Source organism: Sorangium sp. So ce131, from assembly GCF_051519095.1.
Taxonomy (GTDB): domain Bacteria; phylum Myxococcota_A; class Polyangia; order Polyangiales; family Polyangiaceae; genus Sorangium.
Window position 1 is genome coordinate 12,483,556 of record NZ_CP150455.1, and the last position, 17,691, is coordinate 12,501,246.

The 17,691-nt window shown below is 72.3% G+C and carries 12 protein-coding genes; 3 read left to right on the forward strand and 9 right to left on the reverse strand.

Going from position 1 to position 17,691, the window contains the following annotated elements; all coding sequences use genetic code 11:
* Window positions 1-187: 187 nt before the first annotated feature.
* Window positions 188-1,582: a glycoside hydrolase family 6 protein gene (locus tag WMF43_RS45470; RefSeq protein ID WP_437674794.1), complete on the reverse strand. Its 1,395-nt coding sequence runs from the start codon at window positions 1,580-1,582 to the stop codon at window positions 188-190.
* A gap of 645 nt (window positions 1,583-2,227) precedes the next feature.
* Here WMF43_RS45470 and WMF43_RS45475 point away from each other — a divergent pair.
* Window positions 2,228-3,580, forward strand: a complete 1,353-nt coding sequence (locus WMF43_RS45475; RefSeq protein WP_437674796.1) for a metallophosphoesterase — start codon at window positions 2,228-2,230, stop codon at window positions 3,578-3,580.
* Between the two features lie 1,168 nt (window positions 3,581-4,748).
* Here WMF43_RS45475 and WMF43_RS45480 read toward each other — a convergent pair.
* The 5 genes from WMF43_RS45480 to WMF43_RS45500 form a co-directional block, all read right to left on the reverse strand.
* Window positions 4,749-6,038 carry an Hsp70 family protein gene (locus tag WMF43_RS45480; RefSeq protein WP_437674798.1) on the reverse strand — a complete coding sequence of 430 codons (1,290 nt, stop codon included), beginning with the start codon at window positions 6,036-6,038 and terminating at the stop codon, window positions 4,749-4,751.
* 275 nt (window positions 6,039-6,313) lie between these two features.
* Window positions 6,314-7,918: a serine/threonine-protein kinase gene (locus WMF43_RS45485; protein WP_437674800.1), complete on the reverse strand. Its 1,605-nt coding sequence runs from the start codon at window positions 7,916-7,918 to the stop codon at window positions 6,314-6,316.
* Window positions 7,919-8,075: 157 nt separating this feature from the next.
* Window positions 8,076-9,659: an ATP-binding protein gene (locus WMF43_RS45490; protein WP_437674802.1), complete on the reverse strand. Its 1,584-nt coding sequence runs from the start codon at window positions 9,657-9,659 to the stop codon at window positions 8,076-8,078.
* Between the two features lie 264 nt (window positions 9,660-9,923).
* The gene (locus WMF43_RS45495) at window positions 9,924-10,934 is read right to left on the reverse strand and encodes a hypothetical protein (protein WP_437674804.1); all 1,011 of its coding nucleotides are present in this window, start codon (window positions 10,932-10,934) and stop codon (window positions 9,924-9,926) included.
* 445 nt (window positions 10,935-11,379) lie between these two features.
* Entirely contained in the window at window positions 11,380-11,598 is a 219-nt protein-coding gene (locus WMF43_RS45500; RefSeq protein ID WP_437674806.1) for a heavy-metal-associated domain-containing protein, read from the reverse strand.
* Between the two features lie 300 nt (window positions 11,599-11,898).
* Here WMF43_RS45500 and WMF43_RS45505 point away from each other — a divergent pair, with 300 nt between their 5' ends.
* Both WMF43_RS45505 and WMF43_RS45510 read left to right on the forward strand, forming a co-directional pair.
* Window positions 11,899-13,230 carry a heavy metal translocating P-type ATPase gene (locus WMF43_RS45505; protein ID WP_437674808.1) on the forward strand — a complete coding sequence of 444 codons (1,332 nt, stop codon included), beginning with the start codon at window positions 11,899-11,901 and terminating at the stop codon, window positions 13,228-13,230.
* Window positions 13,231-13,450: 220 nt separating this feature from the next.
* The gene (locus WMF43_RS45510) at window positions 13,451-13,807 is read left to right on the forward strand and encodes an HAD-IC family P-type ATPase (RefSeq protein WP_437674810.1); all 357 of its coding nucleotides are present in this window, start codon (window positions 13,451-13,453) and stop codon (window positions 13,805-13,807) included.
* 60 nt (window positions 13,808-13,867) lie between these two features.
* Here the strand turns inward: WMF43_RS45510 and WMF43_RS45515 are convergent, their stop codons facing one another.
* From WMF43_RS45515 to WMF43_RS45525, 3 genes are all read right to left on the reverse strand, one after another.
* A complete protein-coding gene (locus tag WMF43_RS45515) occupies window positions 13,868-15,064 on the reverse strand; it encodes a cytochrome P450 (protein WP_437674812.1) in 1,197 nt (398 codons plus the stop codon).
* A gap of 158 nt (window positions 15,065-15,222) precedes the next feature.
* On the reverse strand, window positions 15,223-16,149 hold the full coding sequence (locus WMF43_RS45520; RefSeq protein WP_437674814.1) for a DUF6734 family protein: 927 nt from the start codon (window positions 16,147-16,149) through the stop codon (window positions 15,223-15,225).
* Window positions 16,150-16,159: 10 nt separating this feature from the next.
* Window positions 16,160-17,689, reverse strand: a complete 1,530-nt coding sequence (locus tag WMF43_RS45525) for a DUF6519 domain-containing protein (protein WP_437674816.1) — start codon at window positions 17,687-17,689, stop codon at window positions 16,160-16,162.
* Between the last annotated feature and the right edge of the window lie 2 nt (window positions 17,690-17,691).

Below are 17,691 nucleotides of genomic sequence, written 5' to 3' on the forward strand. Positions count from 1 at the left end.
CGCGCGCAGCCCCCGCCCGGCGGGGCGTGCCCGCCCGGCGGGGCGGGGTCTCGGTTGACGCGTTTGGGCGACGTCTTTGGGCGACGCGTCTGGGCGAGGTGTTCGGTAGGGTCGAGGGGGGCGGCCGGCGCGGAGCGCGCTCACCGGAGCGCGCTCGTCACAGCCCGGCGCGGGAGGGGGGCGCCGATCAGAGCGGCGGGTTGGCGTTCTTCACGCACTCCACGAAGTACTCGTGGAACCACACGCCCGCTTCCGGCGCGCGCTGATCCGCGTTCTCGTAGCCGCAGAAGAGGTCGTAGCGCACGGCGTTCTTGTCGGCGGTGCCGTCGGAGTCACCCGGCGGCTTGACCCAGTAGAAGGCGTCGAGGCGCGGCGCCCCGCCCGGGTTCGCCTTGGGCCGCTCGCCCATGCCCGCGCCGATGTTGTTGCACCAGTAGCCCCAGTCCTCGCGGATGCCGCCGCGGCCGTTGCGGCTCGTGTCGATGATGAAGTGCTTGTCCCCGAGGCCCACCGCCGAGAGCGCCTCGCCGAACTGCGTGACGTAGTCGTACTCGCCGAAGCAGGGGTTGAACTGCTGGTCGTAGGTCTCCTCGCCCTCGGAGTAACGGAGGACGGTGTAGTTCGCGACGTTGGTCGCGAAGCCGCGGACGCTCGGCGGATTGCCGGCGGCGGTGATGACCTCCGAGAAGATCTGGGCGCCCTTCTCCTGGTTGTCCGGCCAGCCGAGCCAGCCCGAGTGCGCCGCGTCGATGTACTGGTACACGTGCGGCATGTCGAGCTCCTTGAGCGCGAACGCGACGTTCTCGCGGTACGCCTGCTCCGTCTCCGGGGTGCAGTCCTTCATCCCCAGGTTCGTCGCGATGTTGGGGAGCGAATCGGGCTCGATGATCGCCACGATGCGCTGGTTCGGGTGCGCGGCCAGGATCGCCTTGATCGGGTTGATGAACTCGTTCCTGTACCGCTCGACGCCGCCGTTCTCGACGCGGAGCTCGCCGTTCGACGCCTCGGCGAAGCAGTCGCGGTTCGGCAGGTCGTACACGACGATGACCGAAGTGACCGGCCTGCAGAGCTGATTCTGGAGCGAGAGCGCGGCGTCGAGGTGCGCCGACAGGCCGCTGACGGCCTCGATCCGGTCGAGCCAGAACGCCGTCGAGATCGACTGGACCTTCTTCATCTTCTCGATGAGGGCCGTGTCGGTCGTCTTGTCGATGGACGACTGGACCTTGGCGACATAACCCGGGTCCACGAACAGCTCCGCGCCCTCGAAGGGGTTGCCGTTCGGGGTCGCGATGTCGACCGGCGAGGTGCAGTTCCCGGGGTCGACGACGCCCGTGCTCGTCGAGCCGCTCGGCAGGCCGGCGCCAGCGCCCGTGCCCGGGCCGGTCGGCTGACCGGCGCCAGCGCCCGTGCCGCTCGGCTGACCGGCGCCAGCGCCCGTGCCGCTCGGCTGACCGGCGCCCGAGCCGCCGTCTCCGTTGTTGCCCCCGTTATCGCCCGAACAGGCCGCCGCGGAGACGGTCGCAAGGAGGAGGACCGAAGCCCACTTCGCCAGTCCCAGCTGATGCGCATTCGTTCTCAGCATATTAAGCCTTTCATTACAGCATCTACAACACAGGCCAATTCAACAGTTCAGCAGCACGAACTCAAGAGTTCAATTTTGCGGGCAGACTCTAGACCAACGCCTCCGGAGGGGCAAGAACAAACGACCGCTGCGCCGCCCCCGCGCAACCTCGTTACAATCTGCTGAGCGGTGATTTTTTCACGCCGATAAAACGACCGTGTCCCTCGATCGCGCCCCCCGCGCATCCGGCCCGACGTTGCGGAGCTTCCCGACTTGTGATGACGCGCCGGCGCCGGAGGACAGGCTCTGCCCTGCGAGCGCAGCGGCCGATCGCTGCGGTATCCAGGCGAGTGGGCAGCGCGACCGCTTCGTAAACCGAACTGACCATTTCGTTAAGAGTCTTTATCATGTGGTATTCGGCGCTCCGGGGCCCGCGCGCCGGCGGCGAGGGCGCTCTCCCTGCGCCGCGGCGCGCTCCGGAGGCGCACTCCGGAGCCCTCCCGGATCGCCGCTGACGCGAGGAGGCGCCGCACGACGCGCGGCGCCATGAGCCACGCCGGGCCGCCGCGGGGCCGCCGTCGCCGCCGGGCCGCCGCGGGGCGGCCTTCTGGCCGGCCGCCGCAGATCGATTAGGCTTCGGCCTTTCACCTACCCGCAGAGCTCGCCATGCGCTTCGCCGCCTTCTTTCTGGTCATCCTCGTCGTCCTCGCCGCGCTCGGGCTGTACGTGCACCGGCGCGCCTCCGGGCTGCTCGGCCTGGACCGGCGAGGGCGGCGCATCCTCGCCGGGGTGCTCGCCGCCGGGGCGATCGCGATGATCGCCGCGCGGGTCGGCCGCGGCGCGCTGCCGGACGGCGCGCTCCGCGGGCTGGGGATCACCGGCAGCGTGGTGTCGCTGAGCATCGTGATCTCCGCGGTCCTGCTCGCCGTGGTGGACCTCGGGCGGCTGCTCGCCTGGAGCGGGCGCACCGCGCTCGCCCGCGCCGGCGCGGCCGGCCGCACGGCGGACGGCGGGACGCCGGCGGCGGACGACGCGCGGGAAGAGCCCGGCGCGCCCCAACCGGCGCTCGCGGCGCTTGAACCGGCGCCTCCGCCGCGTGAACCGGCGCCCGCGGCGCGTGAGCCGGCACCGCCGCCGCGTGAACCGGCGCCCGCGGCGCGCGAGCCGGCGCTCCCCCGCCGCGCGTTCCTCGCGCACGCGGCCGCTGGCTCGGCGTTCCTCATCGGCAGCGGCAGCTCGGTCTACGGGGCGCTGCTCGGACGACACGATTACGTCATCGAGGAGATCGCCATCCCGATTCCAGGCCTGCCCCGCAGCCTCGACGGCTTCTCCATCGTGCAGCTATCGGATATCCACCTCGGGCTGTTCGTGGGTGAGCCGGAGATGCGCGCCGCCGAGGATCTCGTGCGCAAGGCCCGCGCCGACCTGATCGTGATGACGGGCGATCTCATCGACCACGATCCGCGCTACGCGGAGCACCTCGGGCGGCTCACCCGCAGGCTCGGCCCGCTCGCCCGGGAAGGGGTCGCGGCCATCCCGGGCAACCACGACCATTTCGCCGGCATCCACCAGGCGCTCGACGCGCTGCAGCGCGGCGGCGCCCACGTGCTGCGCAACCGCGGGCGCGTCGTGGGCGACGCCGGCGGCGCCTTCGCGCTGCTCGGCGTGGACGACGTGTGGGCCGCGCGGATGCGGCTGCCCGGCGGCGGCCCCGACCTCGGCAAGGCGATCGCCGACGTGCCCCGCGACCTGCCCCGCGTGCTGCTCTGCCACAACCCCGTCTTCTTCCCGGAGGCGGCCGGCGAGGTGGCCTTGCAGCTCAGCGGCCACACCCACGGCGGCCAGGTCAACCTGGTCGTCCGGCCCGCCGACCTGGTGCTCCCGCACGGCTACGTGGCCGGGCTGTACCAGCGCGGCGGCGCGCACCTCTACATCAACCGCGGCTTCGGCACCGCGGGGCCCCCCGCGCGCATCGGCGCGCCGCCGGAGGTGAGCCGCATCGTGCTCGTCTCGGCCTGACGTCGCGGGCGACGCGACAGCCGACGTCGCGCGACGCGAGAGCCGACGTCGCGCGCGACGCGAACAGGTGGGCGACTGTCCCCCTTGGCCCACCCTTCCCCTCCAAGGCAATGTCTCACGTTGTGGCTCGCGCTCGATCTGCCTCGAGGCGCCGCGAGCTGCCGCGAGCCCGCGAAGGTGCTCGATGTATTTCGGGATAGGGCATCTGCTGCTCAGCTTGATTCTCGTGCTCGCGGCGTTCAGCTTCTGACGCGCCATGAGCCGACGAGAGCTGCCGCTCTGCGGCCCGCGCGGGCCGCTCCTCCTCGCGATCGCGATCGTCGCCGCGGGGTGCGCGCGCGCGACGCTCGCCGACCCCGTCGGCCGCAGCGCGGCGTCGCTCGACGCGCCGGAGGATCGGCCCGAGCCCGAGCCGGAGCCGCCGCCGCCCGCGGAGGAGCCGGCGTTCGTCCATCTCGAGGTCCCCGGCTTCAGGCCCGCGGTGGTGGTGCCCCCGCGCGGCGACGGCCCGCGGCCGGTGATCGTGGTCGCGCACGGCGCGGGCGACCGGCCGGAGTGGCACTGCGACATGTGGCGCGTGATGGTGCGGGGCGCGGGGTACGTGCTCTGCCCGCGCGGCAAGCCCATCGACACCAGGACGCCGGACGGCGGCCAGATCTTCTTCTACCCGGACCATTACGCGCTGGGCCGCGAGGTCGCGGCGGCGGTCTCGGCGCTCTCGCAGCGCTTCGGCGATCGCGTGGACCTCCGCGGTCCCATCTACGCGGGCTTCTCGCAGGGGGCGATCATGGGCGCGCTGCTCTTGCCCGGACACCCCGCCGGCTTCGCGCGGGCGGCGCTCATCGAGGGCGGCTACGGCGGCTTCGGCGAGTGGACCCTCGGAACCGCCAGACGCTTCCGCGGCGGCGGGGGCGCGCGGGTGCTGCTCGCGTGCGGGCGCGCGGACTGCGCGGCCCAGGCGCGCAAGACGCAGGAGACGCTCGAGCGCGGCGGCGTGACCGCGCGTGTCCTCCACGCCGAAGGGGCCGGGCACAGCTACGGCGGCCTGATGGAGCGCGCGCTCCGGGAGGCGTTCCCGTGGATCATCGAGGGTGATCCCCGGTGGCGCGGCGGCGACGAGGCCGGCACGGCGAGCACGGCGGCGGCATCGCCGGGCGCGGCCGCGCGCTCAGGCGGACGCGGCGGCGACGCCGCGCGCGCGCTCGGCCAGGCCCTGCACGACCGAGTGGAAGCTCCGCAGCTGCCTCACCTTGCCCTCGCCGAAGCGGTGCGCGATCGCGCGCCGCAGCGCCGGCACCCTGGCCGTCCCGCCGGTGCAGCACACGACGTCGATGCCCTCGAACGAGAGGCCGGCGTCCTCGACCGTCTGGTCCAGGGCGCGGAGGACGGCGTCGATCTGCCGCTCGCTCGCGGCCTCGAACTCGCCCCGCGTGACGCGCTCGCGGATGTGCATTGACGGGTAATCGAAGGAAAACTCCGCCTCCGGCGCGCCGGACAGCGCGCATTTGCTGCGCTCGATCTCGTCGAACACCCGGAAAGCGAGCGAGTCCTCCACGAGGCAGAGCAGGTTGTCCATGCGCTGCCGGTCCTCGGCCCCGAGCGACCACGCCTTGACGTCGCGCAGGAAGGCGAGGACGTCGCGGTGCTGGAGCACGGTCATGTCGGCCGGCGAGCAGAGCTTCTCGACGATGGGGCGGGGCATCGTCAGCTGGTTCGCGCCGAGGGGGACGCGGTAGGTGACCTCGGCGCCGAAATGGCGCGCGATCTTGTGGCGCATGAGGCTGCCGTCGAGCGCGTCGCCCGCGACCGAGACGCCGCCGAGCGAGAGCACGTCGGACGCCGCGAACCCCTCGGGCCGCATCCGCACGATCGTGTAATCGGACGTGCCGCCGCCGAAATCGGCGACGAGGACCGTCGCGCCGCGGCCGAGCTCGAGGCGGAAGTCGTGCGCGGCCGCGACGGGCTCGGGGCAGAAGTGGACCTCGCGAAAGCCGGCGAGGCGCGCCGCCCGCCCGAGCCGCTCCTCGGCGAGGCGATCGTCCTCCGGATCGGTCGAGAACTTCGCCGGCCTGCCCAGCACGACACGCGCGACGTCCGCCTCGAAATGGCGGTTCGCCTGCTCGCGCATCTCCCGCAGGAAACGGCCGATCAGGTCCTCGATCGCGACGAGCCGGTGGCCGATCTGCGTGCCCGAGAAGCTCCGGTCGGGGAGGTATTTCTTGATCGAGCGGATGAAGCGGCCCTGCATGCCGTTCGCGACGAAGTCGCTGATCGCCGCGGCGCCGCAGGAGAAGCGCTCCTGTCCGAAGAAGAGCAGGCTCCGGAGGACGGTGGGATCGGCCGCCGCGCCGTCGAGCGGGATCGGCGGACACGTGGCCTCGGCGCTCGCCGCCGAGAGCAGCGAGTTGGAGGTACCGAAATCGATGGCGTACACCTCGGGCTTGAATCGCGCGGTCATGATCTCGCCTCCTCGTGGGGTCCCTCGCGGGTCGCCCGGAGAGCTCATCTCGCCTATCGAAGCACCTATTTACAAGCTGTCGAAACCATGGCAGAATGTTGACGCGCTCGCGGGATGAGCAGATTTCGGGAGCCCTCTCGCGAGGCGCGGGCGAGGCGAGGCGCAGCGGCGGCGAAGCGCGGTGAAGCGCGACGGCGGCGAGCGCGGTGAGGCGTCGCGGACGCGCGGCGTCCGGCACGTCGAGGCGCCTCGATCGGCGGGGCGAGGCGGCGGCGCTACGACACGCGCGTCACCCGCCGCAGCGCGAGGAGCAGCGCGACGAGGGCGACCAGGGTCGGCAGCGCGACCACGCCCACGTTGATCCAGCCGAGCCAGTCGGTCGGGGCGAGCCACTGGGCAGGGAGCGGCAGGGCGAACGCGTTGTAGGCGGCGACGCCGAGCGCGAGCACGCCGCACGAGACGAAGAGCCACAGGAGCGCGGACATCAGGCCCTGGCCGAGGCGCTCCATGGCCGGCGCGCTGCGCCAGCGGCCGAAGAGGACCTGGAACGTGGCGATGAAGGTGAGCAGCGTCAGCCCGCCCGCGATGCCCGCGACGATGACGAGCTCGGTCGGGCCGAGCGGCTGCCGCTCGGCGATGCGGTAGATCATGCGGATCACCATCGCGGCGCTCGTGAGCACGGCCGCGCCGGCGGCGAGGCTGATGCCGACGGCGAGCAGCACCGCGACGGGCCGGGCGCGCCGCGCCTTGCGCGTCACGTCGTCCGCCCCCTGGGACTGGGGGTTCGGGACGACGACCGTGGCGATCTCGTCGTTCGCGCCGCTCTCGCGCATCGCGTTCGTCAGGCCGAGCGCGCGCGCGGCGCCGAACGGGTCCTGCACGTCGAAGTCGGCGAGCAGGCGATCGAGCTCCTGCGCGGACTGGGGCCGGTCCTCCCGCGTGCGGGCCATCGCGCGCTGGATGAGCGCCTCTAGGCCTTCCGGGATCGTCTTGTCGAGGTCGCGCGGGCGCCGCGGGTCCTCGGTGAGCAGGCGGGTCAACGTCCGGGCCGGCTCCTCCTCGGGGAACGGCCGCTCGCCGGTGAGCATGCGGTAGAGCACGGCGCCGACCGCGTAGATGTCGGCGCGCGAGTCGACCTCGGCCGAGCCGCGCGCCTGCTCCGGGGCCATGTACTGCGGCGTGCCGACCACCGAGCCGGTGCGGGTGAGATCGGCGCCGTCGATCACCTTGGCGACCCCGAAGTCGAGGATCTTCACGTGCACGCTTCCCCCGTCGCGGCGGAGCAGGAACAGGTTCGACGGCTTGAGGTCGCGGTGGACGACGCCGGCGGCGTGCGCGGCGGCGAGGCCGCGGCAGACCTGGCGCGAGATGGTGATGGCGGTCGGGAGCGGGAGCTTGCCGACCTGATCGAGCAGGCTGCCGAGGTCCTCGCCCTTGAGCAGCTCGGTCACCATGCACGGCCGGCCGTCCTTGAGGCGCACGACGTCGACGACGTCGATCACGTGCTCGTTGCCGACGCGCGCGATGGTCTGCGCCTCGCGCTCGAAGCGCGCCATCGCCTCGCGGTGGCTGGCGAAGTGCTCGTGCGGCACCTTGACGGCGAAGCGCTTCGGGAGCCGGATGTGCTCGGCCACGTAGACGCGGCCCATGCCGCCCGCGCCGATGACGCCCGTGATGCAGAAGCTGCCGGCGAGCAGCTCGCCGACCATCGGGTCGCTGGCGGTGACCCCCTGGAGCTCCAGCGCCGTCGCGTCGATGGGACAGACGAGGAAGTCGAGCGGGTACCGGACGCCGCACACGGGGCAGCGGCGGGCAGGTCTCTCCGGGAGGGCCTGCCGCGCCTGGTCCGGCGCGGCGTGCCTGGCTAGCTCGGCGGCCATCGAGCGGCAGTCTAGACGAGAAGCGACGTCCGGGCGCGACGGATCGGCCGCGCCGGCGCATGGGGCGGGAGGGGCGAGCGCTGCCCTCGCCCACCAGGGCCGCTGCGCCGGCTCGCCCCGACGGCGGCCCCGCCCGTCACGGCCCGCCCGCGCCCCCTCACCCCCACAGCAGCGTCACCCGCCTCCCCGACGGCGTCTCCGCCTCCTCGAACCGCGTCCGCTCCTCGATCTCACCCGCCGCGCTCCTGCGGTCGAAGATCACGAGCACCCCCTCGTCGAGCCCGAGCTGGGCGAGGTACCCGTCGAGCTGCGCGAGGCCCTTCGGCAGCGGGCTCTTCTCCCCCTCGCGCCAGACCTTGAGCTCCAGCGCGGCGCGCTGCACCGCGCGTGTCCCGTCCGCGGCCACATGGGGCCAGCGCACGAGCAGGTCGATCCGCCCCCGCCCCACCCCGTACTCCCGGTCCACGTAGCCGCCGCCGTTCACGACGCGCTGCAGGTACGCCATCAGCACGAGTTGCGGCGCGACCTCGTGGTACGGCATGCCCGCCGCGAGCACCTCACCGTGCTCTCGCCAGAACTCGGCAAACTCGCGCAGGATGCGCAGCAGATCCAGCCGCCCGTCGGGCAGCATGAACGCCCGCGCCGGCGGGGCGGGCACCCTCGCCTCGGCGGGCGAGGCCAGCACGCGCACGATCACCTCGCGGTAGATCGGGTTGGCGATCCGAAGCAGGTTGTCCGGCGCCACCAGCCCGAGGTCGCGCACGTACGACAGGTCGTCGTCGTAGGTATCCCCCCCGCCCTCGTAGGTGCCGGCCAGAACGGGCTCCAATACCCGCCGCACGCGCGGCTCCATGAGCCGGTGCACGAGCGAGTCGAGGTGCGTCGCGCGCGCCAGGATGAGCCGCTCCTTCGCCGCCTCGACATGAGCCGCGGTGATCGGCTCGTCCGCGGGCACGGCCATCTCTTCGACGATCTCACGGCCGAGCGCGTTGACCAGCCAGGGCTGGCCGGCCGTCAACGCAACAGCGCGCTCGATGGCCTCCTCGGTGAAGGCCTGACCACTCTCCGCGCTGTGCTGCGCATAGAGCTCGCGCACCTCATCGGGATCGAAGCTGCCGAGCTTGAGCGACTTGATCTTGATGTTGAACGGGCTCGCCGTGCCGAGCCGGCCCGGGTCCCCCCCGCTCGCGGCCTTGTACTCGCGCACGTCGCGCAGGCCACACAGCGCCACCGAAGCGGGGAAGTCCACTGGACGGCTCGCGAAACCGGCCCGGAGCTGGCGCAGCACGCTGATCAGGCTCTGGCCGCGCAGCGCATCGACCTCGTCGAAGAACAGCGCCAGCGGCCGCGGACACGCGCGCGCCCAGGCCGATAGCTTCGCCCGGAGCAACCCCTCGTCCCCCGCGAGCGACATCGCGGGCGGCCTGAGCTCCGCGGGCAGCTCCACCTCGGCTTGCAGATCCATCTCCCGCAGGATCGCCCGCTGCGCCGAGCCGATGTCGTCGCCCCACGCCTCCCCCTCCTCGCACGAGAAGAGCAGCGCCGCGAAGCGTCCAGAGGCCGTCAGCCGCTGCGCCAGCGCCCGCAGCGCCGTGGTCTTGCCCGTCTGCCGCGGCGCATGCACCACGAAGTAGCCCATCTGCTCCACCAGGCCGGGCGCTTCGGGCAGGCGCCTCTCCGCGGGGATCATGTAGTGCCAGTCCGGGCGGCACGGCCCGGCCGTGTTGAAGCGACGCGCCATGCGTGGAGCTTGCGATCCGGCGCCGCCCGGCCGCAAGACCCGACCGCAACGCGCCGGGAGCCGACCGCCCCGCGCCTTCGTCGCTCCTGGCGGACGCCCACGTCGCGTCGCCCTCAGCAACACGCTCTGCGCCTCGATCGCCAGCTGGCCTCAGGTGTGGCGCGCCTGCGCGCCGAGGCACGCTCGCTCGAAGAGAACGGGATGGCGTGGACGCTGCACGGCCGAGGCGGCCGTCGCCGGCGCGCCGATCTCGCGCCGCTCGCCTCAGAGAACGGGATCGATGCGGTAAACGCGGCTCGACAGCACGTCGACGAAGTAGAGCTTGCCGTCCGGCCCGAAGGTGATCCCGGCGAGCGAGCCCGCGGGCAGGCCCGTATCCAGGGTGCGCACCAGCTGGCCGGTCAGGTCGAAGGCGTAGAGACGGCTGGTCGCGTGATCCGAGACGTAGACGAGGTCTTCGTGGATCTCGATGCCGCTCGGCGCCTCGAGCGTGCCGGGGGGGACGAGCTCGACCAGCGTGGCACCGTCGATGTGCTGGCGCGCCCGGACGTGCTCGCTTCCATCGAAGCTGCTTCCAGGGGTCCCGCTCGTGGTGTCGAGCTTCAGCAGCCGCTTGTGCCCGGTGTCGGCGACGTAGAGGTGGCGGTCCTCGGGCCTGTAGAAGAGGTGGCTCGGCGCGTCCTCGATCCCGAGCACCTCGCCCGGTACATAACGGTAGATCTCGCCGTCGGCGTGGTCGTCGTTCCCCGGGCCGTGGTCGTGGGCGAAGTTGTACCTGTCGAGCGAGTGATCGTTGTCGTTGAAGACCCAGTAGACGTTGGCGTGCTCGTGAGCGATTCCCTTGCAGAAAGAGGTCGAGTGGAGCATGTCGAGGTGCGACCCGAGGCCGTCGGGGGTCGGCTCCGCGAAGATCGCGAGGTCCGATGAGAAGAGCGAAGGACCCATGAAGTAATCGCCGCCGTTGTTGTTGTCGCCGCAGGCGCCGAACGTGCCCGGGGCGCCGAAGGCGAGCGCCGGCGGCCGATCCATGAAATGCGAGGCGGCAGGGTCACGGAGCCGGACCGACTCGCTGCCGGGCGCGCCGGGGTTCGTGATGATGATCACGCTGTCGTCCCGGCGGTTGACGACCCAGAGCTCCTCGGGGCGATCGGGGTTGAACGCAAGATCGGTCGGCTCACGTTGCCTGTCCGGCTCGTAGACAGGCACGAGCGCGACCGAGGACGGACTGCCATCCTTCACGCCGATGGGGGAGCCGGGCGGGAGCGCGACACACACGCCGCCCTCCATGTCGCACAGCGGCGTGTCGGGCGTGGAACCGCAGTCCGGGGATGCCTGACAGGACGGCGCGGACGCCGTAGGGACCTCTGAATCCACCCCGGAGCAGGCCGACGAAAGCCCCAGGCTGGACAAGATGAACACCCTCTGAAGATTCACTTCTACCTCCAGGTACGAGGACAGTGTGACCTCGCTGGTCAGGCCGGCCATCCCTTTGTGATGCGCGGGGTGTGACGTGCGGGACGCGCAGATCCGAGGAAAACAGCGGCGCGCGTCAGGCCCCCTCGACCGCATCACACGCGAGCTCTGCGGCGCGGATGCGCGCGCCGCGCCGATCCGTCGTCCGCCAGCGAGAATGAGCGTGAAGACTTCCTGCGAGGGTGGACGCGCCGGAGCTCGTGACCTGGTCTTCATCGGGCCACGAGCCCCGGGCGACACGTGCGGTTCAGGCGGCGCGGGGGCGCACGTCGTAGCCGGCCCGGCGCACGGCCTCGGCGAGGGCGGCAGCGGGCGCGCTCTCCGGATCGTGGCGCACCACGACGGTGCCCTCGCGCAGGCGCACGTCGACCTTGTCGACGCCGTCGAGCTCGCGCAGCGCGCTGTTGATGTGGCGAATGCAGGACGGGCAGCTCATCCCGTCCACCTGGAGCAGGGTCTCTTTCATGACGTCTTCCTTTCGGCGACCCACGGGCCGCTCACCCCGCAGACGCAGCCATCGGGGTTCATTACACCGCGCCGCCGCGCCGCCGCCTTGACCCCGGCTTCCGCTCGGGGCCGCCTGAAGAGGCCGACCGCGCCGCCGAGCCCGCCGTGCGCTCCCTCCTTCGCGCTGTAATCCGCGGGGTGTCCCTGCGTCTGCACCGTCGACAAGCGAGGTGATCATGTCGACCGCATCCGTCTCCATCCCCGCCCCCAGGACACCGGCGAGGGCGCCGTCCGCCGCATCGACCTGCCCGTCGAGGGCATGACCTGCGCCGCCTGCGTCCGCCGCATCGAGCGCGCGCTGCTCGCGACCGCCGGCGTAAGCGACGCGAAGGCCAACCTCGTGACCCGTACGGCCACGGTCGCGTTCGACCGGGCCGCCACGTCCAGGGAGGCCCTCGTCGCCGCGATCGAAGGCGCGGGCTACAACGTGCCGGAGAGCAGCGCCTCGCAGGGCAGCACCGCCGCCCTGCCGGCGGCGCGAGCAGCGGCCGCCGAGGAGAGCCTCGACGGCGAGCGGCGCGTCCTCTTTCGGGACTTCGTGGTATCGCTCGCCCTGTCGGTCCCGCTGCTCGTCCTCGGGATGTCGCACGGCCGCATCCCGGGCGCGGACGGCACGATCGGCCGGTTCGTCCAGCTCGCCCTCGCGACCGCGGTCGTCGTCGGCCCCGGCCGCAGGTTCTTCCGGCTCGCCTGGATCGCGCTCCGGCACCGGGCGGCCGACATGAACACGCTCGTCGGGCTCGGGACCGGCGCCGCGTGGGTCTACTCCGCGGTCGCGGTCGTCGCGCCGCAGCTCTTCCCCCACGCCGAGCACGGCGCGCGGCCCCACGTCTACTTCGAGGCGGTCGGGGCGATCATCAGCTTCGTCCTGCTCGGCAAGCTGCTCGAGACGCGCGCCCGCAAGCGGCTCACCGACGCCGTGCGCGGGCTCGTCGCGCTCCAGCCCAGGACGGCGCGACGCCTGCGCGGCGATCGGGAAGAGGAGATCCCCGCCGCCGATCTCGCGCCCGGCGATCTCGTCCGCGTCCGCCCCGGAGAGCGGATCCCGAGCGACGGTGAGGTCGTCTCCGGCGCCTCGGCCGTGGATGAATCGATGCTCACGGGCGAGAGCCTCCCCGTCGACAAACGCGCCGGAGCGGCCGTGTTCGGCGGCACGCTCAACCAGAGCGGGCAGCTCACGGCGCGGATCACGAAGACCGGCGCCGACACCGCGCTCGCCCACATCGTCGAGGCCGTCGAGCAGGCGCAGGGCTCGAAGGCGCCGATCGCGCGCCTCGCCGACACGGTGAGCGGCATCTTCGTCCCGGTGGTCCTCGGCATCGCCACGATCGCGTTCGTCGCGTGGGTCGCGGTGGATCCGAGCGCGGCGGGGCTCGCCGCCGCGGTCGAGCGGTTCGTCGCCGTCCTGGTCATCGCCTGCCCCTGCGCGCTGGGCCTCGCGACGCCCGCCGCCGTGGCCGTGGGCACGGGCCGCGGCGCGGAGCTCGGCGTGCTCGTGAAAGGCGGCACGGCGCTCGAGGCCGCGAGCCGCGTCGATACCGTCCTCGTCGACAAGACGGGCACACTCACGGCGGGGCGGCCGCGGCGGTGAAGGCGCTGGGCGACGTCCCGGAGGACGAGCTCCTGCGGCTCGTCGGGTCGGCGGAGCTCGGCAGCGAGCACCCCGTGGCGAAGGCGCTGGTCGAGGGCGCGCGCGCGCGTGCCAGGAGCCTCCCGCTCGCCGCGCCCGAGGACTTCCGCGCCGACGCCGGTCGCGGCGTGGTCGCCCGCATCGACGGGCGGGAGGTGCACATCGGCACGGCCCGGTACCGATGGTCGGCGACGGCATCAACGACGCGCCCGCCCTCGCCGGCGCCCACGTGGGGATCGCCGTCGCGAGCGGCGCCGACATCGCGGTCGCCGCGGCCGACGTGGCGCTGCTCCGCGGCGGCATCGCCGCCCTGCCCACCGCGCTCGGGCTCGCGCGCGCGACGCTGCGGACCATCCGCCAGAACCTCTTCTGGGCGTTCATCTACAACGTGGTCGGCATCCCGGTCGCCGCCGGGGCGCTCTACCCGCTGACCGGCTGGCTCCTGTCGCCGGTCCTCGCGAGCGCCGCCATGAGCCTGTCGAGCGTCTCGGTGCTCCTCAGCTCCCTCCGGCTCCGTCGCTTCCGGCACACGAGCTGACCTCCGCGCCCGACCGTGATGCGGAGGAGGCCGGTGGGTCAGCGGTCGGCGGAGCGCCGCTCAGGCCGGGTGCAACACGATGGGCAACGAGCCGACGCCGCGCACCACGAGCGTGCGGTGCCACGTCATCGGCTCGGCGCCGCGCGACAGCCCGCCCACCCGATCGAACAGCACGTCCAGGGCCAGCCGCGCCTCCATCCGCGCCAGCGGCGCGCCCAGGCAGAAGTGGACGCCGTGGCCGAACGGCAGGTGCTTCGGGCCGGTCCGCTCCAGGTCGAACCGATCGCCGTCCGGGAAGTGGGCCTCGTCCCGGGTGGCCGAGCCCAGCAGCACGAGGAGCGGCGCGCCCCTGGGCAGCGTCACGCCCCCGAGCTCCACCTCCTGCGTCGTCGTGCGCGGCGCGGCGTGCACGGGCGGCTCGTAGCGCAGCACCTCCTCGATGAAGGCAGGGATCAGGGAGCGGTCCGCGCGCAGCCGCGCCCAGAGCTCCGGCCGCTCCAGCAGCACGAGGAGCGCGGCGCCCAGCGCGTGCACCACGGTCTCGATGCCGCCCACGAGCAGCAGGGCCATGAAGGCGATCAGCTCGCCCTGGGTCAGGGCCTCGCCGTCCACCTCGGCCTGCAGCAGGTCGCTCACGAGATCCTCGGCGGGCTCGCGCCGCCGCGCCTCCAGGACCTCGCCGAAACAGCCCCGCAGCTCCGCCACGGCGTCCCGCGCGAGCTGCTTGCGATCGTGCTCGTCCGGCCGGACGGTGGTGACGCCGCCGGTGATGAGGTCCGCCCACCGCTTGAGGCGCGCGTGCAGCGACGGGGAGAGCCCCATCATGTCGCCGATGACGCTGGTCGGGATGCGCAGGGCGTAAGGAGGCATGATGTCCACGGGCTCGCCGAGGGGCAGCTCGGCCACGGTCTGCTCGGCGAAGGCCCGCACGCGCGGCTCCATCCGCGCCATGGCCGAGGCGCCGAACGCCCGCGAGATGAGCCCGCGCAGCCGCCCGTGCTGGGGCGGGTCCAGGGTGATCATCGATTCGGAGAACGGATTGCCGCCGAGCCACGGCGGGTTGGTCGCCGCGCCGAAGCCCCGCGACGAGAAGAGCTGCGGATTCTTGAGCACGAACAGGGCGTCGTCCAGCCGCGTGACAGCCCACATGCCGCCCGGGTCCACCTGACACACGGGCGCGCTCCGGCGCATCTCCGCGTACGCCGGGTAGGGGTTGGTCTTCAGCTCGGGCGACAGCAGGTTGTAGCGGGCGGTCATGGTCGGGCTCGCAAGGTGAAGCGCGGCGGCGCCGGCATGACAACATGCCGGGACGTCGCGGAACAGCGGAACTTCGCTCCCGGGAGGGCACGCCCGGACACGGCCGGGCTCAGGCGTGAGGTGCTCTCTACGGATCCCGGCGCGGGTGGCCGCAGGGGCTAAGCGAAACCCTTGCGACGCGCGCCGGGTTGGACCGGCGCAGCGCGCTGGCAGCGCTCGAAGTGGGCGGGATGGTCGCGCGCCACGCGCACCTCGAGGCGCCTCGCCAGCTCCGGGTTCCGCTTCGCGTCGGCGATCAGATGCGTGTAGCCGGCTCGCGCGGCGACGTCAGCGTTGAACGCCGCGGCCATCGACGGAAACACATAGTCGATGGCGACGCCCCGGTACCCTGACGCCTCGTGGGCACGGTGGTACTCGATGCACGCCGAGAGCAGGTACTGCTCGAACAGGATGTTGTGGGAGATCTTGTCGGTGAGCGTCGCCCACGCGGGCTGGTTCTCGGCTCGCTCGATGAGGTGGATGGCCCGCTCGGCGTAGTGCTGGACGAAGGAGACGTGCCGGCCGCCGAACACGCCGCAGCACTCCGCCCGCTGGGGCAGTCCGCTCTCGCGGAACCACCGCCACTCCTCGGGGAGCCACGCGCCGGCGGTTCGGCCGAGCGCGCGCTCGAAGACCCCCGGCTGATAGTACGACCGGCCGACGACGAACGGCTCAGGGTTCTGCGCGATGAGGTCGGCGGCGTCGAGCCGACTCGGCAGGGGCTGCCACAGGAACACGTCGCTGTCGATGTGGACGAACGGCTGGGACTGGGCGCGGTAGGCGTAGAGCTTGCCGAGCGCCCACCACTCCGGATCGACCTCGGCGATGGCGTTCAGCGTCGTATGGACCTCGTCGAACTCGAGCCCCGCCCCGTCCACGAGCATGCGCGCGCCGGCGTCGTCCGTGTAGAGGGCCGTCGGACGATAGTGACGCATCGCCGTCCGCACCGACAGCACCCAGGAGAGCAGATGATGCCGCGGGCTCGCCCACGAGCGATGGTAGTGGGCCAGGAACGGCTTGCTCCAGAACGACCATACCGCGCGCACGCTCAACCCCTCAGAGGTTGTCCCCGCCGACGGCCTGCCCGGAGAAGGCGTACGGGTAACAAGGCAATGAGTTGATGCGGCAGCGGCAGTCCGTCGGGATCCGGGCGCCGGATTCGGATTCGGATCCGGACTCGTCGCGCGCGCGAGGCAGGAGCATGAGGGGCGCGAAGTAGTGACGCGGGCCGTTCGCCTCCCGCGCCTTGCTCAGAGGATTGCCGTCCTCGTCGACGACGGGCGCGCCGTCCGCGTCGGTCTCGCGGGGCCACTCCACGTCGCCCGTCGCCGTACGCGCCGGGATCAGCCAGTAGTCGCCGACGCGGTACGCGCCGCCCTTCGCGAACCAGATCTGCACGCCGTCCTCCAGGTCGAGCCAGTCCTTCTTCTTTCCCTCGTCGTTATCGGGCTGCTCGACGACCGGGAGCGCCCCGCCGAACTCCGGCTTGCCCGCGTGGTCCCAGCGGCGGAGCAGCGCGTGCTTCTTGACGGCATCCGCCTCGGAGTAGCTCGGGAGCGCCGGCGCGCCGGCCGGCGTCCTGAGCGTCACCTTGAACGTGTCGCGATCGACGGTCTCCACCTGCGCCAGGGGTCCGGCCGCCTCCCCGAAGACGACCGAGTCGTCGATCACTTCCACCCAGTCGCCCGGGGCGAGGCTCGAATGCCTGTCCCGGCCGAGGCTCCCCAGGACCGCGGTCGTCCCCGCGAGCGACGTGATCGCGAAGATCGCGGATCCGTTGTCGCGAGACCATTTGAAGGTCGCGCCGGATCCGTCCGCGGTGCCCGCGCCGGCCTTGTGGATCTCCACGCGGTACAGCTGGTTCTCTGCGCCACGGTACCTCGACTCCGAGGGGATCACGCACAGGTCGGTGGACGGCTTGTCGCGCCGGGCGCGCGCGCGGAGCCGCCCGGTCCCGAGCGACGAGAGGCTCTTCACCGCGTCGCAGCTGAACACCCGCTCGTCGGGAACCTGCGAGTCGCGCAGCACCTTGACCTGCCAGACGACCTGCGCCCGCGCGCAGGTGTCAGGCCCCCCCAGCGCCACCTCCCGGATCGAGTCGTCCTCGACGGACGTCACGAATCGCTCCCAGACATCGAGGTAAACGAGGATGCTCCCCCTGAACTCGCCGAGCGCCTCTATCGTCGTCTCGTTGTTGAACGGGTACCCCAGCTGCTCGGTATAGAGCATCGGCCGGTCGCACTCGACGAGGATCCCCTGCACGTAGTATCGGCCGGGGGCGATGATCGCGTCGCCGCCGTTGTTGATCGCCTTCAAGAGCACGTTTCGCCGGGCCTCGTCGGGCTCCATGGCCGAGAGCCGGGCTTGCAGGTTCGCCGTTCCGTTCGTGAGCAGCTCGAAGCCGAGGCTCGAGGCGGGGCCGGCGTGTGGACCGAGGATGTCCGCGGCCAGCGTGCGGATGTAATGGAGAAGGATGGCCGTCTGCTCGTTCGCGTCGGCATCGAGCTCTACCCGGCCCTGCTGCCTGAGCACGCGGCTGAAATGCTTCTTGGCGTCGAAAGTGTCACGCGTAAAGTCGCCTTTCATGG

Coding starts and splice junctions, on each gene's coding strand:
- WMF43_RS45470 (WP_437674794.1), bottom strand. CDS start 1,582: ATGCTGAGAACGAATGCGCATCAGCTGGGACTGGCGAAGTGGGCTTCG.
- WMF43_RS45475 (WP_437674796.1), top strand. CDS start 2,228: ATGCGCTTCGCCGCCTTCTTTCTGGTCATCCTCGTCGTCCTCGCCGCG.
- WMF43_RS45480 (WP_437674798.1), bottom strand. CDS start 6,038: ATGACCGCGCGATTCAAGCCCGAGGTGTACGCCATCGATTTCGGTACC.
- WMF43_RS45485 (WP_437674800.1), bottom strand. CDS start 7,918: ATGGCCGCCGAGCTAGCCAGGCACGCCGCGCCGGACCAGGCGCGGCAG.
- WMF43_RS45490 (WP_437674802.1), bottom strand. CDS start 9,659: ATGGCGCGTCGCTTCAACACGGCCGGGCCGTGCCGCCCGGACTGGCAC.
- WMF43_RS45500 (WP_437674806.1), bottom strand. CDS start 11,598: ATGAAAGAGACCCTGCTCCAGGTGGACGGGATGAGCTGCCCGTCCTGC.
- WMF43_RS45505 (WP_437674808.1), top strand. CDS start 11,899: ATGACCTGCGCCGCCTGCGTCCGCCGCATCGAGCGCGCGCTGCTCGCG.
- WMF43_RS45510 (WP_437674810.1), top strand. CDS start 13,451: ATGGTCGGCGACGGCATCAACGACGCGCCCGCCCTCGCCGGCGCCCAC.
- WMF43_RS45515 (WP_437674812.1), bottom strand. CDS start 15,064: ATGACCGCCCGCTACAACCTGCTGTCGCCCGAGCTGAAGACCAACCCC.
- WMF43_RS45525 (WP_437674816.1), bottom strand. CDS start 17,689: ATGAAAGGCGACTTTACGCGTGACACTTTCGACGCCAAGAAGCATTTC.